Origin of the sequence: Nonomuraea sp. JJY05 (genome assembly GCF_043496855.1) — a bacterium.
GTDB lineage: Bacteria > Actinomycetota > Actinomycetes > Streptosporangiales > Streptosporangiaceae > Nonomuraea.
This window is the reverse complement of sequence record NZ_JBIEIS010000054.1, coordinates 29,328-46,094: the sequence shown is the minus strand read 5'-3', so window position 1 is coordinate 46,094 and position 16,767 is coordinate 29,328. Positions and strand designations below refer to the sequence as shown.

16 protein-coding genes are annotated in these 16,767 nt (G+C 70.6%); 10 read left to right on the top strand and 6 right to left on the bottom strand.

Annotated features, from left to right (window positions below; all coding sequences use genetic code 11):
• Positions 1 to 44: 44 nt before the first annotated feature.
• Positions 45 to 398 carry a hypothetical protein gene (locus tag ACFKCF_RS52105; RefSeq protein WP_394503635.1) on the top strand — a complete coding sequence of 118 codons (354 nt, stop codon included), beginning with the start codon at positions 45 to 47 and terminating at the stop codon, positions 396 to 398.
• Positions 395 to 2,512: a carbon starvation CstA family protein gene (locus ACFKCF_RS52100; RefSeq protein ID WP_394503633.1), complete on the top strand. Its 2,118-nt coding sequence runs from the start codon at positions 395 to 397 to the stop codon at positions 2,510 to 2,512. Before ACFKCF_RS52105 ends, ACFKCF_RS52100 begins: the two co-directional genes overlap by 4 nt.
• Before the next feature lie 32 nt (positions 2,513 to 2,544).
• On the opposite strand, the gene ACFKCF_RS52095 is transcribed toward ACFKCF_RS52100, so the two are convergent.
• Positions 2,545 to 2,970, bottom strand: coding sequence for a MarR family winged helix-turn-helix transcriptional regulator (locus ACFKCF_RS52095; protein WP_394503632.1), 426 nt, complete (start codon positions 2,968 to 2,970; stop codon positions 2,545 to 2,547).
• Positions 2,971 to 3,032: 62 nt separating this feature from the next.
• Between ACFKCF_RS52095 and ACFKCF_RS52090 the strand changes: the two genes are divergently transcribed.
• Positions 3,033 to 3,650, top strand: coding sequence for a maleylpyruvate isomerase family mycothiol-dependent enzyme (locus ACFKCF_RS52090; RefSeq protein ID WP_394503630.1), 618 nt, complete (start codon positions 3,033 to 3,035; stop codon positions 3,648 to 3,650).
• Here the strand turns inward: ACFKCF_RS52090 and ACFKCF_RS52085 are convergent.
• Positions 3,645 to 4,241 (bottom strand): histidine phosphatase family protein, encoded by a 597-nt coding sequence (locus ACFKCF_RS52085; protein ID WP_394503628.1) that lies wholly within the window; start codon positions 4,239 to 4,241, stop codon positions 3,645 to 3,647. The genes ACFKCF_RS52090 and ACFKCF_RS52085 overlap by 6 nt on opposite strands.
• Positions 4,242 to 4,291: 50 nt before the next feature.
• Between ACFKCF_RS52085 and ACFKCF_RS52080 the strand changes: the two genes are divergently transcribed.
• From ACFKCF_RS52080 to ACFKCF_RS52070, 3 genes are all read left to right on the top strand, one after another.
• Positions 4,292 to 5,239 (top strand): DNA polymerase domain-containing protein, encoded by a 948-nt coding sequence (locus ACFKCF_RS52080; RefSeq protein ID WP_394503626.1) that lies wholly within the window; start codon positions 4,292 to 4,294, stop codon positions 5,237 to 5,239.
• 120 nt (positions 5,240 to 5,359) lie between these two features.
• Positions 5,360 to 6,862 (top strand): M28 family metallopeptidase, encoded by a 1,503-nt coding sequence (locus ACFKCF_RS52075; RefSeq protein ID WP_394503624.1) that lies wholly within the window; start codon positions 5,360 to 5,362, stop codon positions 6,860 to 6,862.
• Between the two features lie 133 nt (positions 6,863 to 6,995).
• Entirely contained in the window at positions 6,996 to 8,492 is a 1,497-nt protein-coding gene (locus ACFKCF_RS52070; RefSeq protein ID WP_394503622.1) for a M28 family peptidase, read from the top strand.
• 173 nt (positions 8,493 to 8,665) lie between these two features.
• Here the strand turns inward: ACFKCF_RS52070 and ACFKCF_RS52065 are convergent, their stop codons facing one another.
• Together ACFKCF_RS52065 and ACFKCF_RS52060 are read right to left on the bottom strand one after the other, a co-directional pair.
• Positions 8,666 to 9,277: a hypothetical protein gene (locus ACFKCF_RS52065; RefSeq protein WP_394503620.1), complete on the bottom strand. Its 612-nt coding sequence runs from the start codon at positions 9,275 to 9,277 to the stop codon at positions 8,666 to 8,668.
• Positions 9,278 to 9,363: 86 nt separating this feature from the next.
• A complete protein-coding gene (locus tag ACFKCF_RS52060; RefSeq protein ID WP_394503618.1) occupies positions 9,364 to 10,584 on the bottom strand; it encodes an MFS transporter in 1,221 nt (406 codons plus the stop codon).
• A gap of 259 nt (positions 10,585 to 10,843) precedes the next feature.
• Between ACFKCF_RS52060 and ACFKCF_RS52055 the strand changes: the two genes are divergently transcribed.
• From ACFKCF_RS52055 to ACFKCF_RS52045, 3 genes are all read left to right on the top strand, one after another.
• Entirely contained in the window at positions 10,844 to 11,392 is a 549-nt protein-coding gene (locus tag ACFKCF_RS52055; RefSeq protein ID WP_394503617.1) for a hypothetical protein, read from the top strand.
• A 146-nt stretch (positions 11,393 to 11,538) separates the two neighbouring features.
• Positions 11,539 to 11,871, top strand: coding sequence for a hypothetical protein (locus tag ACFKCF_RS52050; protein ID WP_394503615.1), 333 nt, complete (start codon positions 11,539 to 11,541; stop codon positions 11,869 to 11,871).
• Positions 11,872 to 12,022: 151 nt separating this feature from the next.
• The gene (locus ACFKCF_RS52045) at positions 12,023 to 13,675 is read left to right on the top strand and encodes an FAD-binding dehydrogenase (RefSeq protein WP_394503613.1); all 1,653 of its coding nucleotides are present in this window, start codon (positions 12,023 to 12,025) and stop codon (positions 13,673 to 13,675) included.
• A gap of 63 nt (positions 13,676 to 13,738) precedes the next feature.
• Here the strand turns inward: ACFKCF_RS52045 and ACFKCF_RS52040 are convergent, their stop codons facing one another.
• Both ACFKCF_RS52040 and ACFKCF_RS52035 read right to left on the bottom strand, forming a co-directional pair.
• On the bottom strand, positions 13,739 to 14,080 hold the full coding sequence (locus tag ACFKCF_RS52040; RefSeq protein ID WP_394503611.1) for a hypothetical protein: 342 nt from the start codon (positions 14,078 to 14,080) through the stop codon (positions 13,739 to 13,741).
• Positions 14,081 to 14,246: 166 nt separating this feature from the next.
• Positions 14,247 to 15,230: an NAD-dependent epimerase/dehydratase family protein gene (locus ACFKCF_RS52035; protein WP_394503609.1), complete on the bottom strand. Its 984-nt coding sequence runs from the start codon at positions 15,228 to 15,230 to the stop codon at positions 14,247 to 14,249.
• Between the two features lie 149 nt (positions 15,231 to 15,379).
• Here ACFKCF_RS52035 and ACFKCF_RS52030 point away from each other — a divergent pair, with 149 nt between their 5' ends.
• Positions 15,380 to 16,747, top strand: a complete 1,368-nt coding sequence (locus tag ACFKCF_RS52030; protein ID WP_394503607.1) for a sensor histidine kinase — start codon at positions 15,380 to 15,382, stop codon at positions 16,745 to 16,747.
• The last annotated feature ends 20 nt before the right edge of the window (positions 16,748 to 16,767 follow it).

Sequence of the window (16,767 nt, the reverse complement as noted above, 5' to 3'; positions counted from 1 at the left end):
GGCCGTCGATGATTTCTGAGCTACCTGGTTTTCAGGAGCCACAGATGCCCCGTGTCACGCTCACGCCGGCCGCCCGTGAAGCACTGCGCGACGACGAAGTGGTGTTCTTCGACTGGCACGTGACCGGCCTGTGCTGCGCCGACGCGGGAGAGTTCTCGGTCCGGCCGTTATCCCGTTCCCGGCTCCCCCGGCGAGCGCGCCGGCTCGGCGACGAGGACGAGAAGGTGTACGCCCATCCGACCGCCTGGGTGCATCTCGCCGAACTCCCCGTCACGATCGACTGCCGCCCGCTGTGGCGCTGGCGGCGTTTCACGACCGATCTGCCGCCGGACGCCGGACTGCGCTGCTGCCTGGGGCGACCTCTATATGGCCCATCACATGGGGGAGGTAACCGGTGAAGCTGCGTTCCATCATCATCTGGACGGCGGTCGCGCTCGTCGGGGCCGCGGGGTGGGCCGTGCTGGCCCTGTCCCGAGGGGAGAACGTCAACGCGGTCTGGCTGCTGGCCGCCGCGCTCGGTTCGTACGCCATCGCCTACCGGTTCTATGCCCGTTTCATCGTCCGCAAGGTGCTGGGCGCGGACGACCGCAGGGCCACCCCGGCCGAGCGGCTCGACAACGGCATCGACTACCAGCCGACCGACCGCCGGATCCTGTTCGGCCACCACTTCGCCGCCATCGCCGGGGCGGGGCCGCTGGTGGGGCCCGTGCTGGCGGCCCAGATGGGCTACCTCCCCGGGACCATCTGGATCGTCGCAGGAGTGATCTTCGCCGGGGCCGTTCAGGACATGGTGATCCTGTTCTTCTCCATGCGGCGCAACGGCCGCAGCCTCGGTCAGATGGCCCGCGAGGAGATCGGGCCGGTCGGCGGGGTGGCGGCGCTCGTCGCGGTCTTCGCCATCATGATCATCCTGCTCGCCGTGCTGGCGCTGGTCGTGGTCAACGCCCTGGCCAAGTCGCCGTGGGGCGTCTTCTCCATCGCCATGACCATCCCGATCGCCCTGTTCATGGGCTTCTACCTGCGGGTGATCAGGCCGGGCAAGGTCGTCGAGACCACCGTGATCGGGGTCGCGCTGCTGCTGCTGTCGATCGTGGCCGGCGGCTGGGTGCAGGAGTCGAACTGGGCGCCGTTCTTCACGCTGAGCCCGTCCGCGCTGGCGCTGTGGCTCATCGCGTACGGGTTCGTCGCCGCGGTGCTACCCGTCTGGATGCTGCTCGCGCCGCGCGACTACCTGTCGACGTTCATGAAGATCGGCACCATCGTGCTCATCGCGATCGGGATCGCCGTCACCATGCCCACGCTGAAGACGACGGCGTTCACGGACTTCGCGTTCAACGGCAAGGGCCCGGTGTTCGCCGGGTCGCTGTTCCCGTTCGTGTTCATCATCATCGCGTGCGGCGCGCTGTCGGGATTCCACTCGCTGATCTCGTCCGGCACGACGCCCAAGATGATCCAGAAGGAGAGCCAGGTCCGGATGATCGGGTACGGCTCCATGCTGATGGAGTCGTTCGTGGCCGTCATGGCCATCACCGCGGCCTGCGTCCTGACCCCCGGGCTCTACTTCGCGATGAACTCCCCGGCCGGCGTCGTCGGGGCCACCGTGCAGAGCGCCTCGCAGGCGGTCACGAACATGGGCTTCGTGATCACGCCGGAGCAGTTGCAGGCCGCGGCGGCGGCCGTACAGGAGCAGACCCTGATCGCCCGGACGGGCGGCGCGCCCACGCTGGCGGTCGGGATCTCGCAGATCTTCTCCGGGTTCATCGGCGGGGCGGGACTGCAGGCGTTCTGGTACCACTTCGCGATCATGTTCGAGGCGCTGTTCATCCTCACGACGGTCGACGCGGGCACCCGGGTGGGGCGGTTCATGCTGCAGGACACGCTGGGCAACCTGTGGAAGCCGATCTCCAGGGTGAGCTGGTGGCCGGGGCTGGTGGCGGCCAGCGCCGTCGTCGTGGCGGCCTGGGGATACTTCCTGTACGTGGGCGTCAACGACCCGCTGGGCGGGATCAACCAGCTGTTCCCGCTCTTCGGCATCGCCAACCAGCTGCTCGCCGCGGTGGCGCTCACGGTCGCCACGACGTTGCTGATCAAGAGCGGCCGGCTGAAGTGGGCCTGGGTGACGGGGGTGCCGCTGGCCTGGGACGCGGCCGTCACGCTGACGGCCAGCTACCAGAAGGTGTTCTCCCCGGACCCCACGCTCGGCTTCTTCGCCCAGCGCGACCGCTATCAGACGGCGCTGGACCAGGGGAAGCTGCTCGCGCCGGCCAAGACCCGGGACGCGATGGAGCAGATCGTGCTCAACTCCACCGTGGACGGGATCCTGGCGGCGCTGTTCGCGGTCCTGATCGTCATCGTGATCCTCGACGCGCTGCGCGTGTGGGTGAAGGCGGTCAGGTCGCGTGAGCCGCTGCCGACCACGGAGGCGCCGTTCGAGGAGTCGAAGATCCTCGCGCCCGCCGGCCTGATCCCCACCCGCGAGGAACGGGAGACGATGGCCAGGACGACCCCCTAGAAGGACCCACAGAAGGCCCCTCGGAAGGCCCCTCAGAAGGCCTCGATGACGCGGCTCAACGTGGCGTTCAGCTCGGCGAGGCCGTCCTCGCCGAGCAGGGCCGCCAGGCGTCGTTCGACGTCGTCGATCGCGGCGTAGCCGACCCTCAGCGCCTCTTCCCCGCGCTCGGTGAACTCGATGAGCTTGGCGCGGCGGTCGGCCGGATCGGGCACCCGGCGCAGGACGCCCAGCTCCTCCAGGTCGTCGACCAGCGCCCCCATCGCCTGCGGGGTCATCTGTGCCTTCTCCGCGAGCCTGCTCAGCCGGATGCCGTCGTGCTCCATGTGGAAGAACACCGCCGAGTGCGCGGGCCGGATGCGGGCGTCGTACGTCCTGCCGGCGTCGAGCACGACGTCCTGCAGGCGCAGGTACGCCTCGTAGAGCAGGGCTATGACGTGCGGTGGATGCGTGGCGGCCAAGCCCCTTCTCCATTTGCTCAGGAAGCCTTATATTAAGGCTACCTTAGCAAATTGGGGGTGCGATGAACCAGGAAGACATCTGGGCCGCCCTCGAGATCGAGCGGCGCGGCGTGGCCGACCTGCTCGACTCGCTGCCCGCCGCCGACTGGGAGCGGCCGTCGCTCTGCGAGGGCTGGCGCGTCCGCGACGTGGCCGCCCACCTCGCGCTCGCCACCGCGGTGAACGTCCCTCGGGCGATGGTGGACTTCGTCCGGGCGCGCGGGAGCTTCGATCGCTTCATCCGCGACACGGCGGTACGTCATGCCAGGCTGCCGACCGGCGAGATCGTCGCGCAGGTGCGCGAGTCGGCCACCTCGCACCGCCGGGCGCCGACGACCAAGCCGCTCGACCCGCTCTTCGACGTGCTGGTCCACGCCCAGGACATCGCCGTGCCGCTCGGGCTCGACCGGGCCATGCCGCTGGAGGCGGCCCGCACCTGCGCCGTGCACATCTGGGAGCGCGGCTTCCCCTTCCATCCGCAGCGGCGCCTGCGCGGGCTCCGGCTCGTGGCCACGGACGTGGACTGGTCGGTAGGCGAGGGCGACGTGGTCGAAGGGTCCGTACAGGCGCTGCTCCTGCTGCTCAGCGGGCGGCCGGCCGCGCTGCCCGGCCTGCGAGGGGCGGGTACGGCGCGCCTATAGGCGCAGCTCGGGCGGGAATCCGGTCCACCTGAGCTCGGACGGCAGGTGTTCCATGTCGTTGAAGAAGAGCACGGAGGAGGGGCGGCCCGGCGCGTACCGGATGACGGTCAGGGCGGCGTTGCAGTGGTTGAGCCCGAGCCAGCGCCAGCCGGGGGCGTCCATGGCCTCGCGGACCAGCCAGCCGATCAGGAAGTTGTGCGTGACGACGAGCTCGTGGCGCGTCTCCTCCACCGGCCCCGTGAACAGCTCCTCGGCCTGGCGGGCGAGCCGCGCGCCGCCGTCCTCCGGGAAGCCGGCGAGGAAGCCGAGCAACCGGTCCGCGTGTTCTGGGGGCAGCTCGTCCTTCGCCGGCACGTACGGGACGTAGTCACCGGCCGCCTCCGAGACGCGCACGGGCACGCCGGGAAGGTGCTCGGCGATCAGGCGCGCGGTCTGGGCGGCCCTCGGGAGCGGACCGTGGTGGACGGCGGAGAGGGGGACGTCCTTCAGCCGCTCGCCCAGCAGCGCGGCCTGGCGGCGGCCGTTCGCGGTCAGACCGCTCTCGTCCGGCGTGGCCTCGCCGTGGCGGGTGAGGTAGAGGAAGCGAGTCATCGGGCTCCAGTTGTTGACCTCGGACACACGTCATGGGCATCGTAGGGCGGGTGGCCGGCGATGAGACACGCGACGGGGTGGCGCTCACCAACCTCGACCAGCCCCTGTTCGACGGGGCCGGCGCGACCAAGCGCGACCTGGTCGACTACCTCGACGCGGTCAGCGACCGGATCATCCCCGTCCTGCGCGACCGGGCGCTCTCGGTCATCCGCGTACGGCCGGGGCAGGAGCCGTTCATGCAGAAGAACCTGCCCAAGTACGCCCCCGAATGGGTGCAGTCGGTCTCCGTGTGGGCCGAGGCGTCACGCAGGCAGGTGACGTACGCGCTCTGCAACGACCGCAGGACGCTGCTCTGGTTCGCCAACCAGCGGGCGGTGGAGTACCACCCGGGGCTGTTCGTGGGCTCCCATCCCACCCACATGATCCTCGACCTCGACCCGCCCGACGGCAGCGACTCCTTCGAGCTGGCCGTGCGCGGGGCCTTCCTGGTACGCCAGGCCCTGGACGACGCCGGGCTGGCGGGCGCGGTGAAGACCAGCGGGGCGAAGGGCGTGCACGTGTTCGTGCCCGTGGCCGAGGGGACGGGCATGGAGGACCTGGCCGCGGCCACGCGCGCGCTGGCGGCCCGGGCCGAGCGGGTGGATCCGGCGCTGGCCACCACGGCGTTCATCCGCGAGGACCGCGCGGGCAAGGTGTTCATCGACTCGACCAGGGCGGGCGGGGCCACGGTGGCGGCCGCCTACAGCCCTCGCGTACGCCCCGGCGCGCCCGTGTCGTTCCCCGTGGCGTGGGAGTCGCTCGATCAGGTCGCGCCCTCCGACTTCACCGTCCACACGGCGGCCGGGCTGCTCAAGGACGCGGACCCGTGGGCCGAGTCCATGCCCGAGCCGCAGCGGCTGCCCGCCGACCTGGTCGAGGAGGGGCACACGATCCCGGTCGCCCGCGTACAGGCGATGCACGAGGGCAAGCGGCGCGCCCGCGCCCGTCGCGCCGAGTGACCCCAACCGGATATGTCCGGATATTGACGCCCTAGTGGGCCTTCTCAGTGATCCTCTGTCGGGTTACGTTCACGTGGCGGCTCGGGGGAATCATCGCATTCGTCCACCAGGGGAACCCTTATGCGTCGAATCGCCATCGCACTGATCACCGCACTGGCCCTACCACTGGCTCTGACCACCCCGGCCAACGCCGGCGGGCTTGACGACCTCTTCGCCAAGTTGCTCGTCAAGCAGGTGAAGGGCCCGAACGCCAAGAAGCACCTTGACGCCCTGCAGGCGATCGCCAACGCCAACGGCGGCACCCGCGCCGCGGGCACCCCCGGCTACAACGCCTCCCGCGACTACGTGGCGGGCAAACTACGCAAGGCCGGATACAAGGTCACCCTCCAGCCGATCAACTTCGTGGAGAGCTGGACCGAGAACTCCCCGCCCACGCTCAACCTCACCGCGCCGAACTCGAAGACGTACGTGCCGAACGAGGACTTCTTCTCCTTCGAGCCCTCCCCTGCGGGTGACGTGACCGCGCAGGTCCAGGCCGTTGACCTGACCCTGCCGCCGACCCCGACGCCCACCTCGACCAGCGGCTGCGAAGCGTCCGACTTCGCCGGGTTCGTGGCCGGCCGGATCGCGCTCATCCAGCGCGGCACGTGCGCCTTCGCCCTGAAGATCCGCAACGCGGGGCGCGCCGGGGCGTCCGGGATCATCGTGTTCAACGAGGGCCAGCCGGGCCGGACCGACGCGTTCCCGCTCGACATCGGCGAGTGGCGGGCCGGGGTCCCGATGGTCTTCGCCGACTTCGCGGTCGGCAACGAACTGGCGGCCACGGCCGGGGCGACCGTACGGCTCAAGGTGGACTCCACCCTCGTGCTGGGCACCAACGACAACGTGATCGCGGAGTCCCGCTTCGGCGACCCGCGCAACGTGGTGATGGTCGGCGCCCACCTCGACAGCGTGCCCGCCGGTCCCGGCATCAACGACAACGGCTCGGGCTCCGCCTCCATCCTGGAGGTCGCCGAGGAGATGGCGCTCTACCCGGTGAAGAACAAGGTCCGCTTCGGCTTCTGGGCGGGCGAGGAGATCGGGCTGCTCGGGTCCGACCAGTACGTCGCGTCGCTGTCGGAGACGCAGCGCGACCGGATCCGGGTCTACCTGAACTTCGACATGGTGGCCTCGCCGAACTACGCGTACAAGCTGTATGACGGGGACAACTCCGACAACGAGGGCTCCCCGGCCGGTCCGCCCGGATCCGACCGGATCGAGAAGCAGCTTGAAGCCTTCTACGGCTCGCGCAGCCTGCCCACCGTCGGCACCGACTTCGACGGGCGCTCCGACTACGGCCCGTTCATCGACGTCGGCATCCCGGCGGGCGGGATCTTCACGGGCGCCGAGGGCATCAAGACGGCCGAGGAGGCGGCGCTGTTCGGCGGCACGGCGGGGGTCGCGTACGACGCCTGCTACCACCAGGCGTGCGACACGATCGCCAACATCAACGACACCGCGCTGGACGTGGACCTGGACGCGATCGCGGACTCCGTCGCCCGCTTCGCCTTCGACCTGCGCTCCATCCCGCCGCGAACCGCTCCCGCGGCGGCGGTACCCCTGGCCGCCAAGACGGCCGCCTGACGGCTCCCACCGGGTGGGCAGCACCTTCTGTCCACCCGGGCACCACCTTGGCACTACCGCGCTACGGCACCACCGGTTCCAACGAGCACCATCTCGGGATCTCCCACCCTCGACCTCGGATGGAGGCGCCGCAATGCGATCGATCATCGTCGCGGCAACAGCGTTATCCCTGGCCATCACCACCCTGACAGCTGTCCCGGCCCAGGCCGCGGCAGCCCCGAACATCTCCCTCACCAACGTCAAGGCCCACCTCACCCAGCTCCAGTCCATCGCCACCGCCAACGGCGGCAACCGGGCACACGGCCGCCCTGGTTACCTGGCCTCCGCGAACTACGTACGCGGCCAGCTGGACGCCGCCGGCTTCACCACCACGCTCCAGTCGTTCACCTACAACGGCGCAACCGGCTACAACGTGATCGCCGACTGGCCGGGCGGGGACCCCAACGACATCCTCATGGTCGGCGCGCACCTCGACAGCGTCACCGCCGGTCCCGGCATCAACGACAACGGCTCGGGCAGCGCGTCCATCCTGGAGACCGCGCTGGAGGTGTCGCGCCAGGCGCTCCAGCCGGCCAAGCACCTGCGCTTCGCGTGGTGGGGCGCTGAGGAGCTGGGGCTGCGCGGCTCGCAGTTCTACGTGAACAACCTGCCGGCCGCGGACCGGGCGCGGATCAAGGGGTACCTGAACTTCGACATGGTCGGCTCCCCGAACCCCGGATACTTCGTCTACGACGGCGACAACTCCGACGGCACCGGCTCAGGTCCCGGCCCCGCCGGGTCCGCGGAGCTGGAGAAGGTCATCCAGGACTACTTCACGTCGATCGGCGTGCCGACCCGGGGCACCGACTTCGACGGCCGCTCCGACTACGGCCCGTTCATCGCGGTCGGCATCCCGGCGGGCGGCACGTTCACGGGCGCGGAGGGCATCAAGAGCTCGGCCCAGGCGACGCTGTGGGGCGGCACCGCCGGCCAGGCGTTCGACGCCTGCTACCACCGCTCCTGCGACACCGCGTCCAACATCAACGACACCGCGCTCGACCGCAACGCCGACGCGATCGCGTACTCTGTGTGGACGATCGCCACCGCCGTACCGCCCGTCGTGGTCTGGCAGGACACGTTCGAGACGGCCAACGGCTGGACGGTCAACCCGTCGAGCACCGACACCGCCACCACCGGCCAGTGGGAGCGCGGCGACCCCGAGGCCACCACCTCCAGCGGCGCCAAGCAGCTCGGCACCACGGTCAGCGGCACGAACGACCTGGTCACAGGCCGCCTGGCAGGCTCGGCCGCCGGTGACTTCGACATCGACGGCGGCATCACCTCGATCCAGTCGCCCCCGATCACGCTCCCGTCCACGGGCCCGCTCAACCTGTCGTTCTCGTGGTACCTGGCGCACGGCTCCAACGCCTCCAGCGCCGACTACTTCCGGGTCCGCGTGGTCGGCAGCACCACCACCACTGTCCTGAACCAGGCGGGCGCCGCATCCAACCGCAACGGCGCCTGGACCACCGCGACGGCCGGCCTGAACGCGTTCGCGGGCCAGACCGTCCGCATCCTCATCGACGCCGCCGACGCCTCGGGCGCCTCCCTGGTGGAGGCCGGCGTGGACGACATCAAGATCACCCGGTAACCGCTCGGAGGGCCGGGCCCGTCGCGGCCCGGCCCTCAGCCTCCTCACGGCCCCAACTCCGCGGCCCCGGCCCACGACGCCCCCGATCAGGCGCGCTCACCCGTCCGGCCGGTAGGCAGCACTCCCCGATCAGGCGCGCTCACCCCGTCCGGTCAGTACGCAGCACTCCCGGATCAGGCGGCCTCAGCAGTCCGGTCAGTACGCAGCGCCGCCATGACCTTCTCCGGCTCATCGGCGAAGAACCGGATCGACGTGGCCTCCCCCCGGCTGCCGAACGGGCGCACGAAGGCGACCGGCTCGGTCAGCTCGACCGTCATGTTCGTCTGCGAGGAGACCGCCACGCTGAGCCGCCCGTCCTTGACGGCGACCATGCTGCTCTCGTTGTAGTTACGACTGGTCCGCACGGCGGCGATCCGCTCGACCGGTACGCGTACGTCGAGGTACACGCCGAACCGGATGCGCAACTCGTCCGAGGTGATGACGTGCGGCCTGGTGGCGCAGGCGGCGGCCAGCATGACCCCGAACAGGAGCCCGTACACGTCGCCGATCAGCACCGTGAACCGCAGCCACGGCGGCACGTCGAGCGCGACCAGCAGCAGATCGACCACCACGGTCTCGACCGCCATCGCGAACAGCATCAGCGACAGCATGAACGTCTGCGCCTTCGCGTACGTCACGACGGTCGCCCCCGCCGGCACGCCATGACGCCGCCGGACGATCCACTGCCCGATGGCCAGCAGACCTTTCAGCTCGAACACCACGATCCGCAGCGCGGCCCTGACCATCGTTCCCCCACTCTCGGCTCTCTCGGCGCGGTCGCCCCCGATTAGATACGTTGACGTCGCGTCAAGGTCAAGCCGAGAGGTCGAGGTCAGGCGCCCGGGGCGGCGACGGCGTCGGGTGGGAGGCGGTGGGAGAGGCGCAGGAGGGTGAGGCTCGCCAGCGCGAGCAGGACGGTGAGCGTGCCCCACAGCAGCCAGGGCGCGGCGCCCAGCAGGGCCGAGAAGGCGGCCGGGGCGACGACGTTGCCGATGGCCCAGGTCTGCTGGTGGGTCGCCAGGTAGCGGCCGCGGAGGGCGGGCGGTGCCGCTGCCGCGGCCAGGGCCCACGAGGGGGTGGCGTGCATCAGCTCGCCCGCCGTGAAGAGGAGGGTGGCCGCCACCATGGCGATGACGCGCGACGGCCCGGGAGGAAAGGCGGCCGCGGCGGCGTACGCGACGCACGACACGATCAGGACCGCCCCGCCGAGGGCCATGGCGTGGGTACGGCGGGCGGCGCGCTGGCGTCGCCGGACCGCGAGCTGGCCCACCGCCACCAGGATCGTGTTGAGCGTGTACAGCAGGCCCAGCAGCCAGGCGGGGGCGCCGAGCACCGTGACGGCGTACACCGGCAGCGCCACCGGAAGGACCAGGCGCGTCAGCGTGAACGCCTGCTCGGCCGCCACCAGCCCGAGGAACGGCCGGTCCGCCAGCACCCGCCGGTATCCACCTCGCTCCGTGGGCGCCGGTTCCACCGGTGCGCGCCGCCCCGACAGGACCAGGCACACGGTGGCCACGACGAAGCTGGCCGCGTTGACCGACGCGATGAGCACGAAGCCGGTCGTGCCGCCCAGCGACACCACCCCCGCCGACAGCAGCCCGCCCAGGCCGAACGCGACGTTCCTGGCGGTCGACATCAGCGCGTACAGCCGGTCCCGGTCCGCGCCCGTGGCCAGGACCGAGATGTAGCCGCCGGAGGCGGGATAGTAGGCCCGATCTCCGAACGCGACCACCGCGGCGACGACGATCAGCGCCGCGAAGCCGTCCACGAACGGGTACGCGGCGAAGCCCAGCCCGCGCAGCACGTACGTGCCCATCAGCACCCGCCGTGCGTCGAACCGGTCGATGAGCACGCCTGCCACCGGATTGGCGGCCAGCCCCACCGCGGCCGCGGCCGTCACCCCCAGCCCGACCACCGTCATGGGCAGACCGGTGACCCTGTGGATGAACAGCAAGGTGAGCGGGTAGTACAGGCCGCTGCCCAGGGCGTCCACGAACATCCCGACGAGAAACGGCCGCACGCCCGACTGGCGCTGCGTGGAGTCGATCGACATGAGCAGGAGTATCAGCACACGTGGGGGCCGTCCCGGATCGGTCACCGGTCCTAGCCGTTCTACGCCGATGGACCTAGCCCGCGGTCGGCGCCGCGACGGACGTGCCCTCCCTGGAGCCTTGCATGCATGTTCGTCCGATCCACGTAAAAGGCCAGGTCAGGAACCGTACGACACGCTCTTTTGGTGAATGGGGCCTATCGCCCGCGGGTATCGCTCGCATGCATCTCCGGCAACACCACCATGCCTGAAAGGGAATCAGATGACCACGACCGCAGAGCGTACCGAGACGTCTGAGCGCGACACCGAGGAGCGGGAGGCGTTCGAGTCGCTGATGTTCGCCGCACTCGCGGCCCGCCGCGAGGAGACCACCGAGATGGGCATCGAGCACCCGCTTCTCCTCGCCATGCTCATGCGCCGCCGTAAGGAAGGCGGAACGAGCATGATCGAACACCCCCTCATGCTCGCCATGCTCATGCGCCGCCGCACCGAAGGCGGCGAAGAATCCGGCATCGAACACCCCCTCCTCCTCGCCATGCTCATGCGCCGCCGCAAGGAAGGCGGAACGAGCATGATCGAACACCCCCTCATGCTCGCCATGCTCATGCGCCGCCGCACCGAAGGCGGCGAAGAATCCGGCATCGAACACCCCCTCCTCCTCGCCGCGCTCATGCGCCGCCGCAAGGAGAGCGGGATGAACATCTTCGAACACCCCCTCATGCTCGCCGCGCTCATGCGCCGCCGCACCGAAGGCGGCGAGGAAACCGGCATCGAACACCCGCTGATGCTGGCCGCCCTTGCGTCCCGATAACCGCGCCCGCTGGACCGCAAGGAAGAACGCCGTCTCCTGGTTTCCCGGCAAGGGGAACCGGGAGGCGGCTCACACCGACCGTAAAGGAGCACCTCATGGCGCCGGAGCAAACCGGTAACTCATCCGAGCACAACCCTCTGGAGTCCATGATCGACGACCTCATCCGCGACATCCTCAGCGAGTCCGGCCAGACCACCAAGGCCCGCGCCCGCGGCGTGGACCCCATGGCGAGCCTGATCGAATCGGCCCTGTCGTCGACCTCGCGTACGGCGTCGAAGGCCTCGCCGATGGAGAGGCTCCTGCTCACGCAGGTGTTGTCGTCCGCGTTGGCGGACGCCCTCGCGCCCGCGCTGGCGGAAGTCCTGGCACCCGAGATCATGAAGTCTCTGGAGCACCATCTGTCTCCCGGCCCGACCGGCGGCATGGCTTCGACGCGCAGCCCCGCCAAAGGAGGAGCGGCGAGCAGAAGAAAGACGTGAATCTCCGGCCGCGGCGACAGGGCCCGGCCGCCGTCCGGCAGCGGTCCGGCGACGGCGGCCGGGCCCTGCTGTCTGACGGACCGCAGCACGCGCCCGAAATCAGGGCCCAGGCGGCTTATGTCGCGTGCTGATCAGGTGGAATCATCGGCCCATGAACGCTGACGTCATCGTCGTCGGGGCCGGGCTGGCCGGCCTGGTGGCGACCTGCGAACTGACCTCCCGGGGCAAGAAGGTCGCCGTGGTCGACCAGGAGAACGCGGCCAACCTGGGCGGCCAGGCCTTCTGGTCGTTCGGGGGCCTGTTCCTCGTCGACTCCCCGCAGCAGCGGCGGATGGGGGTGAAGGACTCCTTCGAGCTGGCCTGGAACGACTGGCAGGGCAGCGCCCAGTTCGACCGCCTGGAGGACGAGGACTCCTGGGCCGTGCGGTGGGCGCGGGCCTACGTCGAGTTCGCCGCCGGGGAGAAGCGGGCCTGGCTCGACGGCCTGGGCCTCAGGTTCCTGCCCACGGTCGGCTGGGCGGAGCGGGGCGACCTGCGCGCGGACGGTCACGGCAACTCCGTGCCGCGCTTCCACGTCACCTGGGGGACGGGGCCGGGCGTGCTGAAGCCGTTCGTCCGCATGGTCCGGCAGGCGGCCGACAGCGGGCTGGTCACCTTCCACCACCGCCACCAGGTGGACGAGCTGATCGTCAGCGGCGGAGCCGTACAAGGAGTGCGTGGCACGCTGCTGGCCGAGGACGACTCGCCGCGAGGAGTGGCCTCCAACCGCGACAGGATCGGCGAGTTCGAGCTGACGGCACCGGCGGTGATCGTCACCAGCGGCGGCATCGGCGCCAACCACGATCTGGTGCGCCGCTACTGGCCGGAGCGGATGGGCAGCGCGCCGGAGAGCATGGTCACGGGCGTGCCGGCGTACGTGGACGGCCGGATGCTCGACATCAGCGCCGAGGCCGGGGTGCGGCTGGTCAACCGCGACCGCATGTGGCACTACACGGAGGGCCTGCGCAACTGGGACCCGATCTGGCCGGGCCACGGCATCCGGATCCTGCCCGGCCCCTCCTCCATGTGGTTCGACGCGCTGGGACGGCGGCTGCCCGACCCCTGCCTGCCCGGCTACGACACGCTGGGCACGCTGCGGCACCTGCGTGGCACCGGCCACGACCACTCCTGGTTCGTGCTCACCCAGAAGATCATCGAGAAGGAGTTCGCCCTGTCGGGCTCCGAGCAGAACCCCGACATCACCGGCAACGACCGCAAGGCGTTCCTCCGGGAGCGCCTCCTCGGGAAGGGCGCCCCGGCCCCGGTGGATGCGTTCATGCGCAACGGCGCCGACTTCGTCGTGGCCGGCAGCTTGGACGAGTTGGTCGCCAAGATGAACCAGCAGACGCTCGAACCCCTGCTCGACGCCGACCTGATGCGCCGCCAGATCGAGGCCCGCGACCTGCAGGTGGCCAACCCGTTCAGCAAGGACTCCCAGATCCAGGGCATCCGCAACGCCCGCCGCTACCTCGGAGACAAGCTGGGCCGCACCGTCGCCCCGCACCGGATCCTCGATCCCGCCGCCGGGCCGCTGATCGGGGTCATGCTCCACGTGCTCACGCGCAAGACGCTGGGCGGCATCCAGACCGACCTCGACTCCCGCGCCCTGGGGCCGTCGGGCGAGCCCGTCGACGGCCTGTTCGCGGCGGGCGAGATCGCGGGCTTCGGCGGTGGCGGCGTCCACGGCTACAACGCCCTCGAAGGCACCTTCCTCGGCGGCTGCCTCTTCTCCGGCCGCCAGGCCGGCCGCGCCGCGGCCCGCTGACCTATTTCCTCAGATGGCCGCGGCTCGCTGATCCATTTCCCAGATGGCCGCGGCCCGCTTGACCTATTTCCACAGATAGTCGTGACGCGGCGAGGCCCGGCCGACGAGGACGCCGCCGTCGCGGACCTGCCATTCCTGCTGCCCCTCGACCTCGTGGAACACGAGGAAGAGGCCACAGACGCCGTCACCGTCCGCGTCCGCGGGCAGGGCGGCGATCCGGCGGATCCGCGCGAGAACCTCGTCGGCCTCGCTCTCGCGGACGGCGCGCGCGTAGCAGGCGGCATCGAGCCAGCCCCCTTCGGGGAAGGCCCAGCCCTCCGTCTCGCCCTGCCGGATGATCCGCTCCGCTTCGGATCGCTGCCCCGAGAACTCCAGCCAGCCGCGTATGTAGACCAACGTGCTCATAACGACATGATGTCTTGCGGGAAGTCGAGACCATTTGTCGGAATCAGCTGCGGCTGTTACCACTCCGAAGGCAGACTGTTGCCGCGGCCATCACGAGCCTTCCTTCGTTCTCTGACGAGAGCCCGCGGAGGAGGCCGGGGTGGCCGTCACCATTTCCGGCTGATCATTACGTCTGGCTCAGCAACCGGGCCTCCAGCTCCGGGGCGAGGCCGACGCTCGGGCGGTCCGGGCGCATCGGGGGCCGGCCTCCGATGCTCCGCAGCCACTCCCACGTGTCGGCCACCGTCTCCTCCAGCGGGCGGCACCGCAGCCCCGCCGCCACCGCCTTGGACACGTCGGCCCCGTGCATGAAGTCGTAGTCCTCGCCCACCAGCCAGATCGGCAGGTCCATCCACGGTCGCACGCCCGCCGCCAGGATCTGCTCGGCCGCCAGCCAGCGCAGCTCGGCGTCTGATCCGGTCACCTTGACGCAGGTCTCCAGGAGCTGCCTCATCGTCGCGAATCCCGGCGGGCTCACCACGTCATAGGCCCCGCCGAGCCCGCGCTCGGCCGCCGCCAGGCACCAGACGGCCAGGTCGCGGGTGTCGATGTACTGCAGGCCGAGGTCGCGCGGCTCCGGGGCGAGCACCGGGCCGCCGCGGGCGATCCGGCTCAGCCACCAGGGCAGGCGTCCGATGTTCTCGTACGGGCCCAGGATCAGGCCCGCGCGGGCCAGCAGCGCCCGGTCCCCGAACGCCGCGACCGCCCCGAGCTCCGCCCCCGCCTTGTCCTTGGCGTAGTCGCCGTCGGCGTCGTCCGCCGCGACTTCCACGACCGGGGCGCTCTCGTCCGCGGCGAACGGCACCGGCGGCGCGTACACCGACCGGCTGGACACGTAGACGTAATGGCCGGCCCGGCCGGCCAGGAGCGACGCGGCCGCACCGACCGCGGACCGCGCCCACGACCAGGTGTCGACCACCACGTCCCACTCCCCGCGCTCCAGCGCCGCCAGCCCGCCGGGGGCCGTCCGGTCGCCGCGCAGCGCGGTCACGCCGGCCCGCGGCTCGTGGGTGCCGCGGTTGAACGTCGTCACCTCCCAGCCCAGCGCCACCGCCTCGTCGACGAAAGCCCGCCCCACGAACTCCGTGCCGCCCAGCACCAAAAGTTTCATGGCATCCAACATGGCCTGCCGGGATCCAGGGCGGTAGGTGTGCACGCCCTCAGCGGAATCGCCACCAGCGAAAGCCCAGGTTGTGCCGGTGGCCTCGGCCGTGCGCGGGTAAATGTCACAGACAGTGATGCCGTTGGGACGGAATGGGGATGGTGAGACGGCTGTTTCCACGCTCGATCCGCGCACGCCTGACCATGGTCGCGACCTTGATCGCGGCCCTGGTCTTCATCGCGACCGCCGCCATCACGCTCGCCACCGTGCCCGACAACCTGCGGAACATGGTCCAGACGAGGGTCGAGGTGGCCGTACGGCGGGTCGCCGCCGAGGCGCGCACGGGAAACCTCCCCAGGGTGCTGGAGGCGCCGTCACGCGTTCACTTCCTCCAGGTGGTCTCGGCGGACGGCAGGCTGCTCGCGAGCAGCCCCGGACTGGCCCAGAGCCTGCGGCTGCCGGATCTCAAGCCCACCTGGCCCAACGCCGTCCGCTTCGCCGAGCGCACCGTGTCCCGCAGCCCCGACGAGCCCGAGACCCACTACCTCGTCATGGCCCTGGCGGCGCTCACCCCTCTGGGCCCTGTGACGGTCTACGGGGCGTCCTCGCTGGCCGACGTGGACCGAGCCCTCAAATGGATATATGTCCTGGTATTCATTGGCACTCCGCTCATCCTGGTGAGCGTGGCGGGCATCACCTGGATCACGGTCGGGTCCGCGTTGCGCCCCGTGGAACGCATCCGTGCGGAAATGGCCGAGATCACCGGCCAGGACCTCAGCAGGCGCGTGCCCGTCCCCGACACCGGCGACGAGATCAGCGACCTGGCCACCACCACCAACGACACCCTCGACCGCCTCGAACGCTCCGCCGAGACCCAGCGCCGCTTCGTCGCCGACGCCTCCCACGAGCTCCGCAGCCCCATCTCGGCCCTGCGCGCCCAGCTGGAGCTGGCCAACGCCTACCCCGACGAGACGGACTGGCAGGCCACCGGCGAGCAGGCGCTGGCCGCCGCCGACCGCCTGACCGGCATCATCGACGAACTGCTGATGCTGGCCCGGCTGGACGCCGGCGCGGTCGGCGAGCGCCGCGTGGTGGACCTGGTCCGCGTGGCCGAGGACCAGATCCGCCGCCGCGCGGGCAGCCGGGTGCGCATCCTCCCCGACCTGTGCGCCTCGGCGCCGGTCCACGGCTCGCCCATGCAGCTCGACCGCCTGCTGACCAACCTGCTCGACAACGCCACCCGGCACGCCGCCACCCGCATCGACCTGGAAGTGGCCGTGGAGGACGACAAAGTGATCGTCACGGTCACCGACGACGGCGACGGCATCCCGCCCCAGGACCGGGAACGCGTCTTCGAACGCTTCACCCGCCTGGCCCCCGCCAGGGCCAAGGACAAGGGCGGCAGCGGCCTCGGCCTGGCCCTGTCACGCGACATCGCCGCGGCCCACTGCGGCACCCTCACCCTCGCCGACCACTCCCCCGGGGCCCGCTTCGTGGTCACCCTCCCCCTTTACGGGGAGCCCTGATCGGACCCGGTCTGTCGTAG